The following is a 22,746-nucleotide window of genomic DNA, read 5'->3' on the forward strand; positions in this document are numbered from 1 at the left end:
CCATCGCGCGGGCCGTCATGGTCGTCAACGCCCTACCGCCACCACGTCTTCGCGGGCCCAGCCGCCGCCGAGCGCCTGGTAAAGCGTGACATAGGCGGTGAGACGGTCGGCTCGCGCCTGGATCAGCGAGAGGTCCGCGGCGAGCAGGCCGCGCTGCGCGTCGAGCTGGACGAGATAGTCCGAATAGCCGGCGCGGTAGCGGTTGGTGGCGTTGCGGAGCGCGCCGGCGAGCGCGGTGCGTTGCCGTTCGAGCGCGGTCGCCTGCTCGCCCGAGCGGAGCACGCCGGCGAGGCTGTCGTCGACTTCCCGGAACGCGGACAGCGCGGCCTTGCGATAGGCGAATGCGGCCTGGTCGCGGCGCGCGGCGGCAACGTCGGCCTGCGCGCGCAGCCGGCCGGCATCGAAGATCGGCGCGAGGATGCTGCCCCCGATCGAGAACACGGCGATCGGGTTCGCGAGTGCGGTCGACAGGACGACACCCGCAGACCCTGTGAGCGCGACGTTGGGGAGCATCGCGGCCCGCGCGCTGTCGAGGGAGCGGTCGGTGGCGACCAGCGCCTGTTCGGCCTGGAAGAGGTCGGGCCGGCGGCGGAGCAGGTCCGCAGGGAGACCGTCGGGGATGGCGGGCGCGGCGAGCCGATCGAGCGGGAGGCCCCGCTCGATCGTGCGGGGGGTGTCACCCAGGAGGAGCGCGAGGGCGTTCTCCTGCCGGCTGACGAGGAGCAGCGCCTGCGGCACGAGCTGTTCGGTCGCGCGATACTCGCCCTCCGCCTGCCGGAGTTCGAGGCTGGAGGTGTAGCCGGTCTCGGCGCGGCGGCGCGCGATGCGCAGCGCGTCGCTGCGCGCGGCGAGCGTGTCGCGCGCGACCGCCACGCGCTGGTCGAGCGCGCGCAGCGTGACGTAGCCGGTGGCGACCTGCGTCGCGATCGCGAGGCGGACGGTGTCGCGTGCGCCCTCGCTGGCGAGCAACTGCGCGCGGGCGGCGCGGGTCGCCTGCCGGAGGCGACCGAACAGGTCGAGATCGTAGCTCGCCTGGATCGCGGGCTGCGCGCCGAGCGCATCGCTGGGGGTCCCGAACGGGCTGACGGTCTGGCCGTCGCTGGTCGGGAGCGAACCGCCGATCGTCGGCGCCTGCTGCGCGCGGGCGAGGCGGGCGGCGGCGCGCGCTTCCTCGACGCGGGCGGCGGCGGTCGCGACGTCCGGGTTGTTCGCGAGCGCGCGGGTGACGAGTGCGGTGAGGACGGGATCGCCGAACGCGGTCCACCAGTCGGCGCGGACGGGCGCGCCGGGGCCGAGCTGCGTGCGCCATGCGGGGGGCGGGGAGACTGCGGCGGTGGGGGGCGTCGCGGGGCGCGGGCCGATGCAGGCGGAGAGGGTGAGGGCGAATGCCGCCGCGAGATGCGCGGGTTTCACCGGATGACCGGGCCGGACGAGACGTCGACGCGCGCCTGGACCGACATGCCGGGGCGGAGGCGGGCGGCGAGGGGCTGGCCGGCATCGATGCGGATGCGGACCGCGATGCGCTGCGGCACCTTGGTGAAGTTGCCGGTGGCGTTGTCGGACTTGAGCACCGCGAACTCGCTGCCGGCAGCGGGGGAGAGGCGCTCGACGCGGCCGGTCAGCCGCGCGTCGGCGAGGCCGTCGACGGTGAAGGTGGCGCGCTGGCCGACCGTCATCCGCGCGGTCTGCGCTTCCTTGAAGTTGGCGATGACCCAGGTTTCGGGGGGCACGAGGAACATCAGCTGCGAGCCGGCGGTGACATATTGCCCGAGGCGGACGCCGACCTCGCTGAGCCGCCCGCCTTCCGGCGCGCGGACGATCGTGTTGGCGAGATCGATCTGTGCGAGCTTCACCGCGGCGTCCGCGCCCGAGACCCCCGCCTGCTGCCCGCCGCGGCCGACCGCGACGGTGCGGATGTCCTGCCGCGCGATCTCGCGCGCGGCGCGGGCCTGGAGCCGCTGCGCCTGCGCCTGACGGAGCGCGGCGAGCGTCTGGTCGCGCTCGCGCAGGCTGACCGAGCCGTCGGTGACGAGGTCGTTCACGCGGTTCATGTCGGCTTGCGCGCGCATCAGCTGCGCTTCCGCGTTGGCGACGGCGGCATCCTGCGCGGCGAAGCTGGCGGCGCGCGCCCGTTCGGTCTGCGTCGCGTTGGCGAGCGTAGCGTTGGCGGACTGGAGCTGCGCCCGCGCCTGTTCGACGCGCTGGCGATAGATGCGGTCGTCGATGCGGACGAGCGCGTCGCCCGGCTTCACCACCGCGAAATCGCGGACGAGGACCTGCGTGACATAGCCGCTGACCTGCGGGCTGATGACGGTGGTGCGGCCGCGGACATAGGCGTTGTCGGTCGCCTCGTACGCGCTCACGAACGGCGGCAGCCGCCATGCCGCCAGCACCGCCGCGACCCCGCCGACGACGAGCAGGATCGTGACGACGAGCGCGGTGCGGCTGAGGCGCGGGGGACGCCAGCCCGAGCCGACCGGCGCGGCGGCGGCCTCTTCGGCGGCGCGTTCCTCGGTCACGGGTTCGGCGGCGACGGGGGGAGTCTTCGTGTCGGTCATGCGGCGTTCGCCCTTTGCGACTGCCAGCGGCGGCGGACAAGCAGGAATGCGAGGAACGCGGTCGTCAGCGCCGCCAGGATCGCGACCAGGCGGAAGACGTCGTTATAGGCCAGCACATTGGCTTCGCGCGTTGCGGTCTGCGACAGGATCGCGGCGCCTTCCGCGCGTTGCAGCGCCGGGTCGCCGATGACGCGCGACACCGCGACGCCGCCCGCCTGGAGCCGCTGCGTCACGATCGGATCGGTCGGGTCGATCGTCTGGACGATCGCAGCGCTGTGCGCCTTCTCGCGAATCGTCTGGTAGGTGCCGAGCAGGGCGGTGCCCGCGAACCCGCCGATCGAGTTGACGATCCCGAACAGCGCGATGAAGCTGATGACGTGGCCGGTGCCGGCCTGGAGCGCGCGCGTCATTCCGAACAGCAGCGCGGGGCCGAGGAAATAGGTGGCGGCGAACGCGATCATCGCCTGCGTGACGTAGAGCTGGGGCGCGCGCGTCAGGCTGGTGGCGTGCGAATCGATGAAGGCGGCGACCGCGACGAGCGCGATCGCGAGCATTACCGGATGCGACAGGCGGGTGACGTCGAGCGTGATCGCGCTGGCCGCGACGCCCGCGACCGAGGCGACGAAGATGATGAGGTAAAGCGTCTGCAACTGATCGTTGTTCTGGCCCAGCACGGTCAGCAGCCCGATTGCACCATAGCTTTGTTCGGACAGCACGATCCGCGCCATGATCGTGACGATCGCGAACCGGACGATGTCGCCGCTGCCGAGCCATCGGGTGTTGAGGAGGGGGTTGGCACGGTGGTGCTCGATGAAGAGCGCGGCGGCGAGCAGCGGGATCGCGATCACCAGCGCCCAGCCGATCCAGGGCGCCTGCGTCCACCAGACGATCCGCCCCTCGCCCAGCACCGCGGCGAACAGCGCGACCGAGATCGCGAACAGCGCGAAGGTGACGAAATCCAGCGGCTCGAACGCGGGGCGGCGTTCGGTGGGGGGAAGGCGCAGCAGGCTGACCATTGCGAAGGACAGGAGTGCGAGGCCCAGTTCGAACAGGTACAGCGCGCGCCACTGCGACATCGCGAGCAGATCGGGCGAGAAGAGCCGCGCGAGCGGCGTCGCGCATTGCGGCACGCCGATGCCGATGACGAGCGCCTTCAGGCGCCACTTCGCGGGCAGCGCCTGCATCATGTAGTAGAGCCCGAGCGTCGACAGCGCGGCGCCCGCCATGCCGCTGGCGGCGCGTACCGCGATCGCGGACCAGAAATCGCGGACGAACAGGTGCGCGAAGGTGAGCAGCGCGTAGAGCCCGAGGAAGATCATCGCGAACGGGCGCAACCCGAACTGCTGGCGGAACTTGATGAGCAGCAGGTTGATCGACGTGTTCGTCATCACGTAGACGGTCGGCAGCCATGCGATTTCCGCGGGATCGAGCCCGAGCGAGCCTTGCAGCGTGGTGGTGTTGGCGGCGATCAGCGCGTTGCCCAGCCCGCCGGTGAGCCCGACGAGCACGCCGATCGCGGCATAGGCGATGCGGCGCGGATTGGGATGATCGGGGGAGGCGGGCGACCCGGGCATGATCGGGCGCTCGTGCGGGGCGAAGGTCCATTCCTCCTCCGCCAGCCAGCGGCGGATTCGCGGCAGGACGCCGGACGCGGGCATCACTCGCCCAGCAGATTGCCGCGAACCGGCGCGTCGATGTGGAAGACCAGCCCGTCGGGCTCGAACGCCAGCGCGGCCTTGCCGCGGAAATAGGCGCTGAGCGAGCGTTCGATCATCGTCGAGCCGAAGCCGCGGCGGGTCGGCTCCACCACGGGCGGTCCACCCGCCTCGCGCCAGGTCAGCGTGAAGCGGCGATCCGCGTCTTCGGCGCCGGGGCCGATCGCCCATTGCAGGTCCACCGTTCCGCTGTCGTTCGACAGCGCGCCGTATTTGCACGCGTTGGTGGTCAGTTCGTGGAGCGCCAGAGTCAGCGCAAGCGCGATCTGGGGCGACAGCAGGATCTCTGGCCCGTGGACGCTGACGCGCGGACGCATGCCGTCGACCGATGTCAGCCCGGCGCGCGCGACCTCGTCAAGCGTCGCCGCCGCCCAGGCCTTGCCGGTCAGCACGTCGGTGGCTTTGCCGAGCGCCGCAAGCCGAGCGGCGAAGGTGGCGTTGGCGGCGGCGACGTCGTCGGCGCGCCGGAACGTCTGGTTGGCGATCGACTGGACGAGCGCGAGGATGTTCTTGAGACGATGGCCGAGTTCGGCGTTGAGCAACTGCTGCCGCTCCTGCGCGGCCATCAGCGCGGTGTTGTCGCGCGAAACCGACAGGATCCGCTCCGGCATGCCGTCCGGGCCAGGAATCGCGGACACCGAGACGTCCCACCAGCGGGGCGTGCCCTTCATCGTGTCCGCCTTGCCGATGAAGTGGCTCGCGCCACCCGCGCGCGCGGCGGCGATCGCAGCGATCGCCTCGACATGGCCGTTGCCGGTCCAGAAGTCGGGCCAGGGGCACCCGGCGATCGCGGCGAAATCGTCGACCTCCATCACGCGCTGGCCGCCTTCGCTCATGAACACCACGCGGCCGTCGAGATCGAGGACCTTGATGCAGTCGGTCGAGCTGGCCAGGACGCTCGACAGAAAAGTTTCGCGACCGGCCAGATAGGCGTTCAGCGCGCGGAAGCGACGGAACGCCGCGCGCAGTTCGCCCGCCAGCCGCGCGACCGCGATCGCGATCGCCAGGAACAGGATCGATCCCGCCCATTGCGGCCCGGTCAGGAAGGCGGGGTTCGCAGCGCGTCCGATCGTGATCGCGGCCAGCAGGGTCGAGAACATGGCCGCGCAATACGCGGGGCCTTCGCTGAGCATGAGCGAGAGGACGAGGATCGTGGGTATGAAGAGCAGCCACGGCAGCAGTTCGGTCACGAACATCGCCCGCACGAGCGCGACCAGCGCGACCACGCCGATCGCCAGGCCATAGCGCGCGAACCGGGGCAGCGGATGGTCGATCGACCATCCGAGCATCCGATCGACCAGAGGTGTGACGTTCGTCCTCGTCATCCGATTCGCACATGGGCGGCGGGGTGCCGCCGCGCCTTCGCCAGCGGCCTAGCACGACACTCATGCGAATCTAAACCGTCGGCGTAACGACGCCCCGATCGACCGGATCAGGCCGCGGCGGCGCGGCGCGCGAAGCTGGCGCGTCGGCCATAGGCGAAGTAGACGACGAGCCCGATCGCGTTCCACCCGGCAAACCGGACCAGCGTCGCGCCGGGCAGGCTGTAGAGGAGGTAGAGGCAACCCAGGATCGCGCCGGTGCCCACCAGATACGGCGCGGGGCAGCGGAACAGGCGGGCGGCGTTGGGCGCGGTGCGGCGAAGGACCATCAGGCACGCGCCGACCGAGACGAACGCGACCAGCGTGCCGGCGTTGGCGAGCTCGGCGATCTCGTCGAGACGGAAGAAGCCCGCGACCGCGGCGATCGTCAATCCGGTGATGATCGTGATCCGCGTCGGCGCGCCGCTGCGCGGGCTGACCTTCGCCAGCGCCTGCGGGAGCAGGCCGTCGCGCGCCATCACGAAGAAGATGCGGCTCTGGCCGTACATCATGACGAGGATGACCGATGGCAGCGCGATGACCGCGGCGAGCGCGATCAGATGCGCGGCGACGGGCTGGCCGAGCGTGCGCAGGACGAGCGCGAGCGGCTCGGGCGAGTCGGCGAGCGTGCGGAACGGAATCGCGCCGATCGCCGCGACCGCGACCGCCATGTAGATCGCGGTGCACAGCACCATCGACCCGACGATGCCGATCGTCAGGTCGCGGCCCGGGTTCTTGGCTTCCTCCGCGGAGGTCGCGACCGCGTCGAACCCGTAGAAGGCGAAGAAGACGATCGCGGCGGCGGCCATCACCCCACGCTTGGTGCCCTCCACTTCGGTGCTGCCGAAGCCGTAGGGCATGAAGGGATGGAGGTTCGCGGTATCGAATGCCGGCGCGGCGAAGGCGACGAAGATCGCCAGCGCGACGAGCTTGATGACGACGAGGACGATGTTGAGCGTGGCGCTCTCGCGCGTGCCCGCGACCAGCATGCCCATCACCGCCAATGCGACCAGCACCGCGGGCAGGTTGATGAGGCCGCCGGCATGCGGGCCAACCAGCAGTTCGGCCGGCAGGGAGACGCCCGCCGCCTGGATCCAGCCGACGAGATAGCCCGACCAGCCGACCGCGACCGTCGAGCAGGCAAGCGAATATTCGAGGATCAGCGACCAGCCGACGACCCACGCCACCGTTTCCCCGAGCGCGGTGTAGCTGAAGGTGTACGCACTGCCCGCCGCGGGGATCATCGTCGCGAGTTCGGCATAGGCGAGCGCGGCGCAGGCGCAGACCGCACCCGCGATCGCGAAGGCGAGGATGACCGCGGGCCCCGCGCGCTCCGCGCCGACGCCGGTCAGCGTGTAGATGCCGGTGCCGACGATCGCGCCGACCCCCAGCGCGATCAGGTGCGGCCAGCTGAGCGTCTTGGCGAGCGTCTGCCCGGCGGGGGCGTGCGCCCCGAGCGCCTTGCGCGGTCCGATGATCGACATGGTGTCCCCCTTGGAATGTCGACCGGACGCGCGGGCGCGCCGGTCAGCCTTGCCCGGCCGCGAACTGCGTGCGCAGATCGAGCAGGGTGCGTTCGATATGGTCGTGGAGCAGCGCCTCGACCGCGGCGGCGTCGCGCGCCATCCACGCGTCGAGCATCGCGCGGTGCTCGATATGCGCGCGCGCGTCGCGGCCGGCGGGCTCGAGATGCGCGACGACATAGCGCTCGGCGAGAATCGCGAGCCGCTCGACCAGTTGCGTCGTCAGCAGCCGTCCACCGGGGCGGACCAGCGCGGTGTGGAAGTCGCGGTTGCGCATCGCGACCTCGGCAAGGTTGGTATGCGCCGCCTCGTCGAGCGCGTGGAATGCGGCGAGCGCATCGACGCGCGCCGTCTCGTTGGCGTGCGCGGCGCCCCGACCCGCGGCGGCGGGCTCGATCACGAGGCGCAACGCGTAGATCTCGTCGGCCTGGTCGGCGGACATCCGGCGCACCGAATAGCCGCGATTCGCCTGGCTGACGAGCAGCCCTTCCTGTTCGAGCCGGGCCAGCGCCTCGCGCAGCGGGATCTTGCTGACGCCGAGATCGGTCGCCAGCGCGTCCTGCCGGATCGGGACCTCCGGGCTGAGCGAGCCGGTGACGATGCGCTCGCGAACGATCTCGAACACCTGGTCGGACAAAGTACGCACGACGATGTTGTTGCGCGGCGGGGCTGTGCTCACGGGGTGGGGTTCTCCGCACGGGCGGCGCGGGGGTGCGCCGTCATAGGACGGCGAAACCTTTCCAGAACGGATCGGCGCGATCAATCCAGATCGTGTTGAAACCGGTGGCGATCGCGGATCCCTCGATCGAGGGGACGATCGCGGGGACGTCGCCCAGCATGGTCGCGGACTCGACGCGGCCGATGAAGCGGCTGCCGATGTAGCTCTCGTGGACGAAGCGATCGCCGACCGCGAGCACGCCCTTGTCGGCGAGATGCGCGAGGCGGGCCGAGGTGCCGGTGCCGCAGGGGCTGCGATCGATCGCGCCCTCGCCATAGAACACCGCGTTGCGGCCATCGGCGCCATCGCCGCGCGGCGCGTCGGCCCACAGGACGTGGCTGACGCCGCGGATCGTGGAATCGAGCGGGTGGACGGGCTCGATCGCCGCCTGCATCGCGGCGCGGACGCGTCGGCCCATCGCGACGAGACGGTCCGCGCCCATCGCGTCGACGCCGGCATACGCGCCCTGCGGCTCCACGATCGCATAATAGTTGCCGCCATAGGCGACGTCGACGGTGAGCGGGCCGAGGCCCTCGACGTCGATCTCCACGCCGCGCGCCGCTACATAGGCGGGGACGTTGGTGATCCGCACCGCGGTCACCTTGTCGCCCTCGACCTCGTAGGCGATGTCGATGACGCCGGCGGGCACCTCGACCCTGAGCCGGCCCGGTGTCGCGGGCTCGATCAGGCCGTGCTCGAGCCCGAACGTCACCATCCCGATCGTGCCGTGGCCGCACATCGGCAGGCAGCCCGACGTCTCGATGAAGAGGATGCCGATATCGGTATCGGGCAAGGTCGGCGGATAGAGGAACCCGCCCGACATCATCGCATGCCCGCGCGGCTCGAAGCACAGCCCCGTGCGGATCCAGTCGAACCGCGCGAGGAAGTCCTGCCGGCGCTCCGACATCGACGCGCCCTTCAGCAGCGGCGCGCCGCCCGCGACGAGCCGCACCGGGTTGCCCGCGGTGTGGCCGTCGATACAGAAGAAGGTGTGGCGCATCGCGGTCGATCCGGTCTTACGCGGCCTTTGCGGGCGCGAGCGAGGGGCGCGTTTCGGCGGCCTTCTCGACCATCGCGATCACCTCGGCACGGCGCGCGCCGACGAGCGGATAGCGCGGCGGCAGCACGCGCTCCGATCCGCGCCCCATGACCTGCTCGGCGAGCTTGATCGACTGGACGAGATCATGCTCCGCATCGAGATGGAGGAGCGGCATGAACCAGCGATAGATCTCTATCGCCTTGGCATGGTCGCCGCGCTGGAACGCGCGGACCAACTCGACCGATTCCTTGGGGAACGCGTTGGTGAGCCCGGAAACCCAGCCCTGCGCGCCCAGATACATGCCCTCGAGCGCGACGTCGTCGAGCCCCGCGAAGAGTACGAAGCGATCGCCGAACATGTTGCGGAAATCGGTGAAGCGGCGCGTGTCGGGCGACGATTCCTTGATCGCGACGATGTTGGGCACGTCGACCAGCATCTCGAGCACGTCGGCGTCGATCGTCGTGCGATAGGCGGGCGGATTGTTGTAGAGCATGATCGGCAGCGCCATGCTCTGCGCCACGCCCTTGAAATGCGCGGCGAGTTCGTGCGGCTTGGGCACATAGACCATCGGCGGCAGCAGCATCAGCCCATCGGCGCCGGCCCTCTCCGCGGCTTGCGCATAGGCGACCGCGCGACGGGTGTCATATTCTGAGACACCGGTTACCACGGGAATCCGACCATCGACGACCTCGACGATCGCGGTCAGGACTTCTACCTTCTCCTCGAAGGTCAGCGAATTGTTCTCGCCGACGGTGCCGAGCGCGATCAGGCCGGTGACGCCGTCGCGGATCAGATCGTCGACGACGCGCTGCGTATCGGCGATGTCGATCGTCATGTCTTCGCGGATCTGGGTCGTCACTGCGGGGAACACGCCCTGCCAATCGATCGTCATGCTATCGTCCTGCATCTTGTTTCTGAATACCGTATACGATAATGAGTGAGCATGTGCAATAACAGTTTGGCTTGCCGATGACGTTTTGTGTGATCGGCGGGGGCATCGTCGGACGGTCGATCGCGTTGTCCCTGGCTCGTCGCGGCGAAGCGGTGACGCAGCTTGATCCCGCGACCGACCGAAGTGCCGCATCGTGGGGCAATGCGGGGCATATCGCAACCGAGCAGGTCGCGCCGCTGGCGTCGATCGCGACGATCCGGTCGATGCCGCGTCGGCTGTTCGTACGCGGTGGCGCGCTGGACCTGCCGATCGCGATGGTGGCGGCTTGGCTGCCGTTCTCGGTGCGGCTGATGGCAGCGGCACGACCGGCGCGGTTCGCGCGCGGGTCTGCAGCGCTGCGCGGGTTGCTGGCGGAGGCGATGCCGGCGTGGCGGCGCGCGGCGGAGGCGATCGGGCGCGGGGATCTGCTGCGCGAGGATGGGCATTTCGTGACGTGGGAAAGCGCGGCCAGCGGTGCGGCGGGGCGTCGCGCGTGGCAGGCGGCCGAGACTGGGACGGCGCGCGTCGGCGAGGTCGGCGAAGAGGAGATGGCGAGGTTGCGCGCGCTGTCGCCGCACGTCGTCGATGCGGTCCGGTTCGTGGGGAGCGGGCAGGTGGCGGACCTCGGCGCGCTGGCGGCGGCGCTCGACGATGCGCTGGCGGCAGCGGGGGTGCGCGTGGTGGCGCAGGCCGGGGCCTTGCGGCGCGTCGGCGCGCGCGTCGTGGTGGAGGGCATCGAGGCGGACCGGGTGATCGTCGCCGCAGGGATCGGATCGCGTGGCGTGATGGCGGCGGCGGGGCACCGCGTGCCGCTGATCGCGGAGCGCGGCTATCATGTCCGCGCGTCGGCCGCGGGATGGCCTGCGGACCTGCCGCCGGTGGTGTTCGAGGATCGCTCGATCATCGTCACGCGCTATGCCGACAGTGTCCAGATCGCGGGGTTCGTCGAGTTCGGGCGCGCCGACGCGCTCGCAGACCCGCGCAAATGGGCGCGGCTGGAGGCGCATGCGGCGGCACTGGGGCTGCCGGTCACCGGGCCGTTCCGGCGGTGGATGGGCGCACGGCCGACGCTGCCCGACTATCTGCCCGCGATCGGGCGCTCGCGCCGCGCGGATAATCTCTATTATGCGTTCGGGCATCAGCATCTGGGGCTGACGCTGGGGCCGGTGACGGGCGAACTGGTCGCCGCGCTGGCGACGGGGGAGACGCCCGCGATCGATCTATCGCCGTTCGACGTCGAGCGGTTCTGACAGGAGTGACCATGACCATCGGAACGTCCGACGCCGCGACCGAACTCGCCGCGATCCGCCCGCCCGCGACGCGGGTGCCCGCGATCGGCGCGGAAGAGTATCGTGCGCGGCAGGACAGGGCGCGCGCGCTGACCGCCACGCTGGGAGCCGGAGCGCTGCTGGTGCATGCCGGGCCGAGCCTGCGCTATTTCACGGGCGTGCCGTGGGGAGCGACCGAGCGGATGGTGGCGTTGCTGCTGCCCGTTGAGGGCGAGGCGATCGTGGTGTGCCCGCGGTTCGAGGCGGGGACGCTGGAGGCGGACCTGGCGGTTCTCGCGGACCTGCGGTTCTGGGAGGAGGACGAGAGCCCCGTCGCGCTGGTCGCGGATGCGGCGCGGGGCATGGGAATGATCGCGGTCGATCCGTTGCTGCCGTTCGGCTGGGGTGAGGCATTGCGGGCGGCGGGGCTGGCGCTGGTCGACGGCGCGGCGGCGATCGACGGGTGCCGTACGGTGAAGTCGGCGGCCGAGATCGCGTGCCTCGCCGAGGCGAAAGCGATGACGCTGGAGGTGCAGCGCCGCGCGGCCGCGATCCTGCGGCCGGGGATTCTGGCGAGCGAGGTGGTGCGATTCATCGACGCGGCGCATCATGCGATCGGGGGCGGGGGCTCGTATTTCTGCGCGGTGCAGTTCGGGCGCGCGACCGCGTTTCCGCACGGGTTGCCGGGGGACCAGTCGCTGGAGGAGGATCAGCTCGTCCTGATCGATACCGGCTGCCGCGTGCACGGCTATCATTCGGACATCACGCGAACCTATGCGTTCGGCAGCGTCGCGCAGGAGATCCGCGACGTGTGGGAGATCGAGCACGCGGCGCAGGCGGCGGCGTTCGCGGCGGTGGCGCCGGGGGTGTCGTGCGAGGCGGTGGATGCGGCGGCACGGGCGGTGCTGGAGCGCGCCGGGCTGGGGCCGGACTATCGGCTGCCGGGCCTGCCGCATCGCACCGGGCACGGGATCGGCCTTGCGATTCACGAGCCGGCCTATCTGGTGCGCGGGGACCGGACGGTGCTGGCGCCGGGGATGTGTTTTTCGAACGAACCGATGATCGTGGTGCCGGACCGGTTCGGGGTGCGGCTGGAGGATCATTTCCATGTGACCGGGGAGGGGGCGGCGTGGTTCACCGCGCCTCAGGCGTCGATCGATCGGCCTTTTGGATAGAACCGCCTGATCTCCGTTCGCACGGAGCGTGTCGAAGCCTGTCCCGAGCGCCTGCGTTGACAGGCAGTCGAAGGGGGCTGCCTTTCTTCTCCATCGTAAGGAAAAGAAGAAGAGCAGTGCTTCGACACGCTCAGCACGAACGGAAGAGGGGGCAGCGCGTCCTCACTTCAGCGGGTATGGCCCTTTGCCGCCTTCGGCGATGAAGCGGACGGTACGTTCGTCGATCACCGGCAAGGGGACCGAGCCGAGGTTGAGCATCGCGTCGTGGAAGGCGCGGATGTCGAATTTGGGGCCGAGTGCCTTTTCCGCCTTCGCGCGGTTCGCGAGGAAGGTGAGTTCGCCCATGTAATAGCTCAGCGCCTGTCCCGGCCACGCGATGTAGCGATCGACCTCGGTCGTGATCTCGTGGTTCGAGAGCGCGGTGTTGTCGCGCAGATAGGCCTGCGCCTGTTCACGCGTCCAGCCCCTGGCGTGGACGCCGGTGTCGACCACCAGCCGCGCGGCGCGCCACATCTGGTAGCTCAGCATGCCGAACAGCTCGTACGGGGTTTCGTACATCCCCATGTCCTCGCCCAGCGCCTCGCAATAGAGCGCCCAGCCCTCGCCATAGGCGGAGATATAGGTGTCGCGGCGATATTCGGGCAGGTCGGTGAGCTCCATCGCCAGCGGCATCTGGAAGGCGTGGCCGGGCGCGCTTTCGTGGAGCGTCAGCGCAGGCAGCGAATAGAGCCCGCGCGAGGGCAGGTCGTAGGTGTTGACGAGGTAGACGCCGGGACCGCCGCGCCCGCTGGTGTAGAAGGGCGCGATCTCCGGCGCGACGGGGATGATCGCGAAGCGCATGCGGGGCAGGTGGCCGAACCAGTCGCTCGCCTTGCCGTCGAACGTCTTGGCGATCCACGCCGCGCGATCGAGGAGCGCCTGGGGAGTCTTGGCGTAGAATTGCGGATCGGTGCGCAGGAAGTCGAGGAAGGAGGCGAGGTCGCCCTGCCACTTCACCTGCTTCATCACGTCGTGCATCCGCGCCTTGATCTTCGCCACCTCGGCCAGGCCGAGCGCGTGGATCTGGTCCGCGGTCATGTCGCGGGTGACGTATTCGCTGATCTTGGAGGCGTAATAGGCCTTGCCGTCGGGCATCGCATAGGCGCCGAGCGTGGTGCGCGCGCCGGGGATGTATTCGGTGCGCAGGAAGGCGAGCAGCTTGGCATGCGCGGGAACGACCGCGGCAGCGATGACGCGCTTCGCCTCGGCGCGCAGCGCAGCCTGTGTGGCGGCTGGGATCGTCGCGGGCATCTTCCTGAAGGGCGCGTAGAAGGGCGATTCCTCACCCGCGCCGGCTTTCACGACCTGATCGACGCCGGCGTCGCGGCCGTCGAGCGTGATCTTCGGCTGGGTGAAGCCGCGCTTCATTCCGGCGCGCATGTTGACGATCTGCTGGTCGTAATAGCGCGGCATCTCGGCGAGCTGCGAGAGGTAGGCGCGATACTCCGACTCGGTCCGGTAGGTGTCGCGTGCCATGCCGGCGAGCCCGCCCCAGAAGCTGCTGTCGGCGTTGAGCGGCTTCTCGTATTCGCGGTAGCGCTGTTCGGCGAGCAGCGCGTCGAGCTGTGCCTTGTAGACGAGATAGTCGGTGCGGACCGCGGGCGAGAGCGTCTTCGGATCGATCGCGGCGAGCGCGGCTTCCGTCTCGGTCCAGCGCTTGAGCTTGGCGGCCTGTGTCGCGGGGCCGACATCGGGGAGGCCGCGGCGTTCGCCCTTGGGGGTGTCCTCGTCCATCCCGCGCAGCGTCTTGCGCCAGGCGTATTCGCCGTCGGACAGCGCCTTGAAGCGTGCGTCGGCACTGGTCGAGGCGGCGGGGGCCGGCTGGACCTGCGCGGCGAGCGGGCAGGCAGTTGCGGCGAGCAGCGTCGCCAGAATCCAGGGCCGAATGGTCATGCCGCGTCCTTCACTACAGTTTCGATGTCGTCGATCAGCTTACGCGAAATCCACACGCCGTCGCGCTCGCTGATCGCGCGCGCGGCGTGGCGGCGCGACCCGGGAAGGCGCGCGCCCTGCGCCTCGATCCCGGCGAACACCGCTTCGGCGCGCGACAGGTTCGCCGCGACCGCGTCGCCGAGGAAGCCCGCGGGATCGATCGCGAGAATGAGTTCGCCGCCGAGCGGGGAGGCCTTCATGCCGCGATCGATCGCGATCGATTCCGTGCTGGTCAGGTCGCCGATCAGCGGGCCCGCGATCAGCTCGACCATCGTCGCGAGCGCGGAGCCCTTGTGCCCGCCGAAGGTGCGCATCGCGCCGGCCAGCACCGCTTCCGCATCGGTCGTCGAAGACCCATCGGGGGCGTGGCCCCAGTTCTCGGGGACGGCCTTGCCGGCGCGGCGATGCAGCTCGATCTCGCCGCGCGCGACCATGCTGGTGGCGAAATCGAAGACGAACGGCGTGTCGCCGGGGCGCGGCCAGCCGAACGCGATCGGGTTGGTGCCGAACAGCGGCTTCGTGCCGCCCGCGGGCGCGACCCAGGCATGGCTGGGGGTGAAGGCGAGCGCGACGAGGCCGTCCGCGACCAGCGCCTCGATCTCGGGCCAGAGCGCGGCGAAATGGACGATGTTGTTGAGCGCGAGCGCGGCGATGCCGTTGGCGCGTGCGGTTTCGACTAGCGCTTCGCGGCCCGTCTCGAACGCGAGTTGCGCGAAGCCGCCGCCGCCGTCGACGCGGACGAGGCCGGGCTTCGGCCGGGTGAGAACAGGGATCGCTGCGGGATCGACCGCGCCTTGCGCGACGCTGTGCGCAGCGACGAGCAGGCGGTAGATGCCGTGCGACCCGCAGCCGTCGCGCTCACCCGCGACCATCGTCTCGGCGACCGCGTCGCGGTGCTCCGGGCTGAGCCCGACGCGCGCGAGCGTGTCGCGCGCGAAGGTGCGGACCTGCGCCAGCGTCATGTGGACGGTGTCGGTCATGCGGTGGGTAGCGGCTTCGCGGTGAAGATGCGGACGCCGAAGACCGGGCCGGCGCTGTTCCTGTCGTGCGGCACGAAGCGGACCTTCACCTGCGCCTTGCCGCGCGTCAGCGGTTCGGGGAGCGGATAGTCGACGTCGAAGAACTTGCCGGGCTGGTCCGCGTCGAGCGTCTGCGTGGCGATGCGCTGGTTGTCGACGAGGATGTCGAAGCTGCGCTTGCGCTCGTCGCCCCAATAGGTGGCCTGGAGGATGAGCGGGCCGGGCTTCACCTTCATCGCGAATTCGAAGAAGCCGCCGGTGCGCGCGTCGCGCCCGTTCCGGCCGCGATAGACGAGCGGGTAGGAGATTTCGGAGGTCAGCGCGTGATCGCGTTCGGGCTGCATCTCGCCCAGGTGCATGACGTCGACCGACCGCGCGGCGATGTCCTTGGCCTTCGCCTGCGCAGCGAGGAAGGCGGCCTCCTCGGTCGACCATTGCGCATCGGTGAAGCGCCGGAAATAGACCGCGCTGCGGCGATCGTGCTGGCGGTAGAAGGGGACGAAGGTGAGATCGCCGGGGCGGATGAGGTTATCCGTCTGGTATTGCGCGGCCTCGGCGGCGACGGGGGTGAAGCGCGCGATCAGGTCGTCGCCGACCATCGCGGGATCGGGCTTGTCCCAGCTGCCGTCGGCGCGGCCGAGATCGCCCGCCATCACGAGCGGCCCGCGCAGCACCGCGACGGTCTGCGCGTCGCCGGGGGCGGATTCGAGGCGGAGGTCGAGCGGGAGGCGGATCGTGAGCGCGTCGCCGGCCTTCCACTTGCGATCGACGATCGCGTAGCCGCCCGCGCGCGCGGCCTCGACCGGCTTGCCGTTGACGAGGACGTCGGCGGACTTCGCCCAGCCGGGGATGCGCAGCGCGACCGGGAACGCACCGGGCTTGCCGAGCTTTGCGAAGGTGAGCGTCGCGGCGCCGTCGAACGGGTAGCCGGTGGCGAGCCCGAGGGTGGCGTCGCGGCTGGCCCAGGTCGCGTCGGCGGGAATGTAGAGGTTGACGATCAGCGTCTCGCCACCGTCCCAGAAGATCGATTCGCCATGCTTGGCGTGGCTTTCCATGCCGGTGCCGACGCAGCACCAGAACTCCTCGCCGTCGAGCGCGCTGTACTCGCGCTTCGCGCCGGTCATCAGCGGGGTCATGTAGGTGAAGCCGCCGTTGACGGGCTCCTGCTGCGCCATGACGTGGTTGAGGTGCGCGCGTTCGTAGAAGTCGAACAGCGCGCCGTCGGGCTGCCACGCGTAAAGCTGACGCGTGAGTTTGAGCATGTTGTAGGTGTTGCAATGCTCGCACGTCTGTTCGGTGATGTGCTGCGCGATCGTGTCCGGCGCGGAGAAATACTCGCGGTCCGCGTTCCCGCCGATGACGTAGCTGTGGTGCTTCGTCACGCGCTCCCAGAAGAAGCGGGCGGCGGTGGCATAGTCGACGCGTCCGGTGATGTCGTGGAGGCGGGCGAGGCCGATGAGCTTGGGCACCTGCGTATTGGCGTGGATGTTCGCCAGCTCGTCGTGCTTCTGCGTCAGCGGATCGAGCACCTTCTTGTGGTAGATGCGCTCGGCGAGCCTGAGCCAGCGCGCGTTGCCGGTGCGTGCGTGAAGCTCGGCGAAGCTCTCGTTGAGGCCGCCATGCTCGCAGGCGAGCATCGTCTGGACCTGATCGTCGGTGAGCGCGGCGAAGACGGTGTCGATATAGGCGCCGAGACGCGTGGCGATCGCCATCGCCTTCGGGTTCGGGCCGACGTGATCGATGACGTCGAACAGCCCGGTGTAGAGCTTGTGCCAGTTGTAATAGGGCACCCAGCAGCCGTTGAGATCGAACCCGGCGGAGCGGATGTCGCCGCGCATGATCTCCGGGAAGATCTCCTTGCCGTCGACGATCGTGCCGTCCTTGCGCTTGCGGGTGAAGCCGGCGACGTAGCCGTCGGGCGCCTGGCACTCGGCGAGCTGGTCGACGATGTAGGCGGTGCGCGTCGCGCAGTCGGCGCAGCCGGTCTGCGCGTGCGTGAGGGCGAGGCCGGAGAGGTAGTGGCCTAGCGTATGGCCCGCGATGGTGTCGCTTTCCCAGCCGCCATAGACCTTGGCCTTGGGCTTGAGCCCTGCGAACTGGCGGAAATTGTGGAGGAGGCGATCCGGCTCCAGCCGTAGCAGATACGCGCGATTGACGTCGACCGCGTGCGCGAAATCCGACGGGCGCAGGCGGACCGCGGCGAGCGGGAAGGGCTTCGCGGTCGCGGGCATCGCGGTGGCGAGCGTCTTCGCCGCAGCGGGCAGCGCAAGCAGCGGCGCGGCGGCGCCGGACATCAGCCCGGTCTTGAGGAAGGTTCGGCGCGCGATCGACATTTCCATCTCCAACGAATACTGTATACGATACGCCTGCCGGCCGGGGTGTCAACCGGTGACAGGGGATCGAGGGAGGGCAGCTGCGGTGCGTTTAGCGAGACTTTTGCCGGGGTTGCTGCTGATGTCCACCGCCGCGATCCTGCCCGCGGCGGATTCGTCGCGGGTCGAGACTGCGCCGGCGGCGGACCGGTATGTCGTCGGGGGGCTGTCACTGGCGTTGCGGCGCGACACGCAGACGCTGGCGTCGCTTTCGCCGGTCACGGAGGCGGGGTTCGACTTCGTGCCGAGCGGGCGGGCGACGGAGCGGCGCGGCGACGGGTTCGTCCATATCGGCGACGTGAACATCCGGCTGCGCGTGGCGGACGGGGCGTGGCAGGACTTTGCGTCCGCGCGGGCGCGGCGGCCGATCCGGGCGCTGCCGGCGGGCGGCGAGACGATCGCGCGCGCGGATATCGCGGCGACGATGGGCGCGGGGTTTCCGCTGGGGATCGAGCGGGCATGGATACGCGAGGGCGGGGCGCCGGCGATGCGCCTGACGCTGTCGAACCCGGGGCGGACGGCGATCGAGATCGGCGCGCTGGGGCTGCCGATGGTGTTCGACAACATCATCACCGACCGCACGCTGGAACAGGCACACGCGCAGGCGAGCTTCGTCGATCCGTATATCGGGCAGGATGCCGGCTATCTGCAGGTGACGCGGCTGAACGGGAAGGGACCCGCGCTGCTGGTGGTGCCCGAGCGCGCAACGCCGCTGGAGGCGTATCGGATCATCCATGAGGCGGGGAAGGCGCCGGCGGGGGACATCTTCACCGACCGGACGAAGCGGCAGCAGACCGCGGAAGGCTTCTACGACTGGATGGTCGCGACCAAGGCGATGGCGGCGCGCGAGTGGAAGGGCGCAGGCGCCCCGTGGAACGCGCCGACGGGCTTCGTGCTGAAGCCCGGCGAGCGGCGGACGTTCGGCGTACGCTTCGTCGCGTCGCCAGCGATCCGCGCGATCGACGCGACGCTGATACAGGCGCGGCGGCCGGTCGCGATCGGGATCCCGGGCTATGTGGTGCCGACCGACAGCCCGGCGGACCTGTTCGTGAAGGCGCCGTCCGCAGTCCGCTCGGTCGCGGTGTTTCCGGCCGATGCGCTGACGCTGACGAAGGTCGCCGGGCCGGCGGGGTGGGCGCGCTATCGGGTGACGGGCACCGGCTGGGGCCGCGCGCGGGTGGCGCTGACCTATGCCGACGGCAGCGTGCAGACGGTCCATTACTATGTGACGAAACCGCTGGCGCAGGTGTCCGCGGATCTGGGCCGGTTCGCGACGACGAAGCAGTGGTTCGACGATGCCGCCGATCCGTTCAAACGGAGCCCTGCGATCCTGACCTATGACCGGCAGGCGAACCGGATCGTAACGCAGGACCAGCGCGTGTGGATCGCGGGGATGAGCGACGAGGGCGGCGCGGGCGCGTGGGTCGCGGCGGCGATGAAGCAGCTCGACCATCCCGATGCGGGCGAGATCGCCAAGCTGGAGCGGATGATCGACGAGACCGTCCTCGGCAAGCTGCAGGTGAAGGACGGCGCGCAGGCGGGGGGTGTGAGGAAGAGCCTGTTCTGGTACGACCCGAAGGCGTTCGCGGGCTATTACGACACGGGTATCGACTGGTCGACCTGGGCGTCGTGGGACAGGAAGCAGGCCGACGATCTGGGCCGGTCGTACAATTATCCGCACGTCGCGGCGGGGCATTGGGTGCTGTACCGGCTGGCGCGCGACCATGTCGGGCTGGTGACGCGGCACGACTGGCGCTGGTATCTCGGCTGGGCGCACAGGACGACGGTCGCGATGATGCGCGATGCGCCGCATTATGCGCAGTTCGGGCAGATGGAGGGCGAGGTGTTCCTCGAGATCCTGCTCGACCTGAAGCGCGAGGGGATGACGAAGGAGGCCGCGGAGGTCGAGGCGCTGATGAAGGCGCGCGCGGATCACTGGCGGACACTGGCCTATCCGTTCGGCAGCGAGATGGCGTGGGACTCGACCGGGCAGCCGGAGGTCTATGCGTGGATGCGCTATTTCGGGCACCCGAAGGAGGCCGCGATTACGCGCGAGGTGATCCTGGGCTATGATCCCACCGTTCCGCACTGGGGCTATAACGGCAATGCGCGGCGCTATTGGGACTTCCTCTATGGCGGCAAGACCAAGCGGATCGAGCGGCAGCTGCACCATTACGGATCGGCGCTGAACGCCGTTCCGCTGTTCGACGCGTATCGCCGCGATCCGGGCGACCTGCACCTGCTGCGCGTCGCCTATGGCGGGTTCATGGGGGGCATCACCAATGTCGACCGTGAAGGGTTCGCGTCGGCGGGGTTCCATTCGGAGCCCGACGTGATGGACTGGGATCCGCTGACCGGTGACTATGGAATGGGGTATTTCGGGCATGCCTATGCCGCGGCGACCTATCTGGTGAACGATCCGGTGCTGGGCTGGCTGGGGTTCGGCGGGATCGTGCGGGAGATGGGACGCGAGGCGGGCGGGGCGATCGACATCGTGCCGCATGACGGCGCGCGGACGCGGCTGTTCGTGGCGCCGGCGGGGCAGTGGATCACGCTGTCCGCGGGAACGATCGCCAGCGCGCGATGGATGCCGGGGGCGAAGCGGATCGAGCTGACGCTCGATCCCGCGACCGCGTCCACGCCGGTCGCGCGGGTGTCCGTCGAGGCACCGGCGGAAGGCGCGGCGTGGCGACCCGATGTCGGTACGCTCGAGCGCGGCGCCTATGCGGTTCCGCTGCGGACCACCCCCCTTACGATCACGCTGGAGGCTCGCTGATGGACCGTCGTCAATTCCTCGCGGGCTCTGCCGCGACCGTGGCCGCTGCGCCGATTGCTGCGCAGCAATGGCCGCTTCGCGCAGTACCGGCAGGGGTGGCTGCGCTGCCCGTCGTCGCGCGGTTCGCGACCGACGACGGGGCTTGGGCGGTGCATGAGGACCTGTCGTCGCGCGACGGGATGCTGGCGCTGGTGCGCGGCGACCGCGCGGTGCTGCTGCCCAAGCGGACCGAGGCGATGCATGCGACCGCGAAGCCCGCCTATCTGGGGATGGAGCTGAAGGCGATCGCGATGGCGGGGGCGGACCTGCTCGCCGACGCGCTGCTGGCGGGCGGGGGCGATCCCGATCCGGCGCGGGTGCGCGATGCCGCGCCGCCGTCGGGATCGGACTTCGACGCGGCGAAGCTGGGCGCGCGACTGGGGTGGACCAGCTTCGTCGGGACGCGGCATGCGGGCGACACGATGCCGGTGTTCCCGAACGGGCGGACGCGCGGCTATCGGCCCGAGCATGCGTTTGCGGCGCTGGAGGGCGACGCGGGCGCGAAGACGCGGTTCGAGGGGCTGCTCGGCGGGTGGCTGCCCGCGGTGCACAAGGCGATCCCGATCGCGGAGGGCAGCTGGTACGACCTGATCGTGTTCGCCGATGTCGATGCGACCGATCCGCTGGTCGTCCAGACGTGGCATCGGACGGTGCGCGTCGAGAAAGGGCGCGCGGTCGAGACGCATTACGGCCACAGCTATGCGCCGTTCCCGCCGCGGCGGACGAACCCGGGGGCGGCGGAGTTCTATCGCGCGCTGCTGCGCTTCGCGGGCGCGTGGCATGGCGAGCTGGCGGACCTGGCGCCGGTGTCGCTGCCCGATGCCGTCTATCCCGACATGGTCGCGCATGCGTTCGCCAAGGAGATCGTCGTCCGGCCCGGCGGGACCTATCCGAAATACGGCGTGGTCGACCGCGACTATTTCGGCCCGGAATATGACGGGTTCCAGGATACATTCACCTCGTCGCTCTACGCCAATCTGGAATGGGGGCGGTTCGCGCAGGCCAAGGCGGTGATCGACCAGTATTTCGACGTGTTCGTCGGCGACGACGGGATGTGCAACATGCGCGGGCCGGAGGTGGCGCAGTTCGGGCTGACGCTGTCGCTGGTCGCACGCTACCTGCGCTATACCGGGGACGTCGCGGGGGTAGCGCGGATCAAGGGCAAGGTCGCGGCGACCGCGGCGATCCTGGTCGAACTGCACGAGGCGTCGCTGAAGCTGGCGAAGGGCGATCGCGGCCATGGATTGCTCCATGGGTGGAGCGAGTCCGACGCGTGCCTGCACCCGGATCCGATGCTGTGGTGGAAGCCGTACTGGAACAACAGCGCGTGGGCGGTGCGCGGGTGGCGCGACATCGCGCGGGCGTGGCCGGCGCTGGGCGAGACGCAAGCGTGGGCGACGCGGGCGGACGCGCTGGAGGCGCATCTGGTGACGCGGATGCGCGCGGCGGTGCGGCGTGACCTGACGCCCGCGTATCTCGGGCCGCTGCCCGGGGCGACGGGGACGTGGCGCGAGGCGCTGTCGACGGGCAAGCGCAGCGAGCAGGGCTGGTCGCATCGCGTCTATGCCGAGCTGTTGCAGGCGGACGTACTGCCTGCCGATCTCGCCAACCTCGTCGCGGATTGCGTGCGCGGGCATGGGGGGACGTGCATCGGGGTGACCGCGAATTTCGCGCCCGCCAACGCGACGTACCGCGACCAGCTTGGGTTCATCTCCTACGGGCATGCGCGCGCGCTGCTGCGGCTGGGGCGGGTCGAGGAGTATCTGCTGTTCCTTCATTCGCACCGGTTCCACTCCCACTCGCGCGGGAGCTGGGTGGCGGGCGAGGTGTCGGGGGTCACGGGGGACCTGCCGCTGTTCTGCATCCCCGCGCAGCTGACGATCCCGTTGCTGGTGCGCTGGATGCTGGCGATCGAGGACGACGATGCGGACCGGCTCGAGCTGGGGCTGGGGGTGCCGCGCGCGTGGTTCGCGGGCGGGGAGACGATCGCGCTCAGGCAGGCGCCGACGCGGTGGGGGCGGGTCGACTATGTCACGCGGTATGATGCGGGGGCGAAGCGGGCGACCGCGTCCGTTGCGTTCGGCGCGCGGGGGCCGGCGGAGGTCCGGGTGCGCTTCCGGTTGCCCGAGGGGGTTCGGGTGGCGTCGGCGAGCGTGAACGGGCGGGCGGTTCGGATGGCCGGTGATGTGGTCGTGCTGGACGCGCGGGCCGGGGGGCGGTTCGAGGTGGAGGTTCGGACGGTCTAGCGCGGGCCGCCCTTCCTCTCCCCCAAAGGGGAGAG

At 70.1% G+C, this 22,746-nt stretch carries 15 protein-coding genes; 4 read left to right on the plus strand and 11 right to left on the minus strand.

Annotation, left to right across the window (positions count from 1 at the left end):
* Positions 1–24: 24 nt before the first annotated feature.
* The 8 genes from ACV7NO_RS09975 to ACV7NO_RS10010 all read right to left on the minus strand — a co-directional run bounded on the left by ACV7NO_RS09975 (position 25) and on the right by ACV7NO_RS10010 (position 9,806).
* Positions 25–1,413, minus strand: a complete 1,389-nt coding sequence (locus tag ACV7NO_RS09975; protein WP_463405848.1) for an efflux transporter outer membrane subunit — start codon at positions 1,411–1,413, stop codon at positions 25–27.
* On the minus strand, positions 1,410–2,558 hold the full coding sequence (locus ACV7NO_RS09980) for an HlyD family secretion protein (RefSeq protein WP_463405849.1): 1,149 nt from the start codon (positions 2,556–2,558) through the stop codon (positions 1,410–1,412). Before ACV7NO_RS09980 ends, ACV7NO_RS09975 begins: the two co-directional genes overlap by 4 nt.
* Positions 2,555–4,216, minus strand: coding sequence for an MFS transporter (locus tag ACV7NO_RS09985; RefSeq protein ID WP_463405850.1), 1,662 nt, complete (start codon positions 4,214–4,216; stop codon positions 2,555–2,557). The genes ACV7NO_RS09980 and ACV7NO_RS09985 overlap by 4 nt, the downstream gene beginning before the upstream one ends.
* A complete protein-coding gene (locus ACV7NO_RS09990; RefSeq protein WP_463405851.1) occupies positions 4,216–5,562 on the minus strand; it encodes an HWE histidine kinase domain-containing protein in 1,347 nt (448 codons plus the stop codon). The genes ACV7NO_RS09985 and ACV7NO_RS09990 overlap by 1 nt, the downstream gene beginning before the upstream one ends.
* 143 nt (positions 5,563–5,705) lie before the next feature.
* Positions 5,706–7,118 (minus strand): amino acid permease, encoded by a 1,413-nt coding sequence (locus ACV7NO_RS09995; protein ID WP_463405852.1) that lies wholly within the window; start codon positions 7,116–7,118, stop codon positions 5,706–5,708.
* Between the two features lie 43 nt (positions 7,119–7,161).
* Complete coding sequence (locus tag ACV7NO_RS10000) at positions 7,162–7,836, minus strand: GntR family transcriptional regulator (protein WP_463405853.1); 675 nt, start codon at positions 7,834–7,836, stop codon at positions 7,162–7,164.
* Between the two features lie 40 nt (positions 7,837–7,876).
* Positions 7,877–8,875 carry a 4-hydroxyproline epimerase gene (locus tag ACV7NO_RS10005; RefSeq protein ID WP_463405854.1) on the minus strand — a complete coding sequence of 333 codons (999 nt, stop codon included), beginning with the start codon at positions 8,873–8,875 and terminating at the stop codon, positions 7,877–7,879.
* Positions 8,876–8,891: 16 nt separating this feature from the next.
* Complete coding sequence (locus ACV7NO_RS10010; protein WP_463405855.1) at positions 8,892–9,806, minus strand: dihydrodipicolinate synthase family protein; 915 nt, start codon at positions 9,804–9,806, stop codon at positions 8,892–8,894.
* Positions 9,807–9,883: 77 nt separating this feature from the next.
* Here ACV7NO_RS10010 and ACV7NO_RS10015 point away from each other — a divergent pair, with 77 nt between their 5' ends.
* Together ACV7NO_RS10015 and ACV7NO_RS10020 are read left to right on the plus strand one after the other, a co-directional pair.
* Positions 9,884–11,095: an NAD(P)/FAD-dependent oxidoreductase gene (locus tag ACV7NO_RS10015; protein ID WP_463405856.1), complete on the plus strand. Its 1,212-nt coding sequence runs from the start codon at positions 9,884–9,886 to the stop codon at positions 11,093–11,095.
* An 11-nt stretch (positions 11,096–11,106) separates the two neighbouring features.
* A complete protein-coding gene (locus ACV7NO_RS10020; RefSeq protein WP_463405857.1) occupies positions 11,107–12,288 on the plus strand; it encodes a M24 family metallopeptidase in 1,182 nt (393 codons plus the stop codon).
* A gap of 162 nt (positions 12,289–12,450) precedes the next feature.
* Here ACV7NO_RS10020 and ACV7NO_RS10025 read toward each other — a convergent pair whose 3' ends face one another.
* Genes ACV7NO_RS10025 through ACV7NO_RS10035 form a run of 3 tightly spaced genes read right to left on the minus strand, consistent with a single transcriptional unit; the run spans position 12,451 to position 17,611 of the window.
* The gene (locus ACV7NO_RS10025; protein WP_463405858.1) at positions 12,451–14,220 is read right to left on the minus strand and encodes a DUF885 domain-containing protein; all 1,770 of its coding nucleotides are present in this window, start codon (positions 14,218–14,220) and stop codon (positions 12,451–12,453) included.
* Positions 14,217–15,239: an Ldh family oxidoreductase gene (locus tag ACV7NO_RS10030; RefSeq protein WP_463405859.1), complete on the minus strand. Its 1,023-nt coding sequence runs from the start codon at positions 15,237–15,239 to the stop codon at positions 14,217–14,219. The genes ACV7NO_RS10025 and ACV7NO_RS10030 overlap by 4 nt, the downstream gene beginning before the upstream one ends.
* Positions 15,236–17,611, minus strand: a complete 2,376-nt coding sequence (locus ACV7NO_RS10035; protein WP_463405860.1) for a beta-L-arabinofuranosidase domain-containing protein — start codon at positions 17,609–17,611, stop codon at positions 15,236–15,238. The genes ACV7NO_RS10030 and ACV7NO_RS10035 overlap by 4 nt, the downstream gene beginning before the upstream one ends.
* Positions 17,612–17,732: 121 nt before the next feature.
* Between ACV7NO_RS10035 and ACV7NO_RS10040 the strand changes: the two genes are divergently transcribed.
* Positions 17,733–20,426 carry a DUF5695 domain-containing protein gene (locus ACV7NO_RS10040; RefSeq protein WP_463405861.1) on the plus strand — a complete coding sequence of 898 codons (2,694 nt, stop codon included), beginning with the start codon at positions 17,733–17,735 and terminating at the stop codon, positions 20,424–20,426.
* A complete protein-coding gene (locus ACV7NO_RS10045) occupies positions 20,426–22,711 on the plus strand; it encodes a hypothetical protein (protein ID WP_463405862.1) in 2,286 nt (761 codons plus the stop codon). The genes ACV7NO_RS10040 and ACV7NO_RS10045 overlap by 1 nt, the downstream gene beginning before the upstream one ends.
* The last annotated feature ends 35 nt before the right edge of the window (positions 22,712–22,746 follow it).

It is taken from the genome of Sphingomonas sp. Ell38C01, from assembly GCF_055231975.1.